General features: G+C 46.0%; 1 pseudogene. It reads left to right on the forward strand.

Annotated elements, in window-relative coordinates:
* Positions 1-92: 92 nt before the first annotated feature.
* Positions 93-605 (forward strand): annotated as a pseudogene (locus tag ACT3RM_RS18110) (IS21 family transposase); the annotation flags it as partial.

A 605-nucleotide genomic window follows, 5' to 3' on the forward strand; every position in this document is an offset into this window, starting at 1 on the left:
ATTAAGCGACAATTACGGTGGCCGGTCTAGCGACAATTATCTTGGCCGGTTGATCTGATAAGGTTCGGTACAGCAGAACGGAGGAGTTCACTGTGCCGGGAACACGAATCACTGATCAGCAGGTCACTATTTATATGAAACATAGAAAACGTAATAGCCAAGTTATCGCGGCTGCGAAAGCAGGTATTTCAGAACGTTCAGCAAGGCGCATTGATAAACTGGATGAGCAGCCATTGTCTAATAAACGCCAATGGCGAACGCGTATAGATCCACTTGAGTCTATCTGGGACAGTATTGTTGTCCCTCTACTTCAAGGTGATGCAACGTTAACTCCGGTGGGAATTTTTGATCACCTTTGCGAGTTTCACACCGACAAATTTAACCCTAGCTCACGGCGTACATTAGAGCGTCGAATTCATAAATGGCGGGCACTGTATGGCTCAAGTAAAGAGGTCGTATTCCTGCAAACACACGAGTATGGCCTATTAGGTATGTGTGATTTTACACATGTGAAGTCACCCGTTACCATTGCTAGTGAACCCTTAAAGCATATGTTGTTTCATTATCGTATGCCCGCCAGTGGCTGGGCTTACGCCCAAGTGATC

It is taken from the genome of Pseudoalteromonas sp. AOP7-A1-14, assembly GCF_052376275.1.
GTDB lineage: Bacteria > Pseudomonadota > Gammaproteobacteria > Enterobacterales > Alteromonadaceae > Pseudoalteromonas.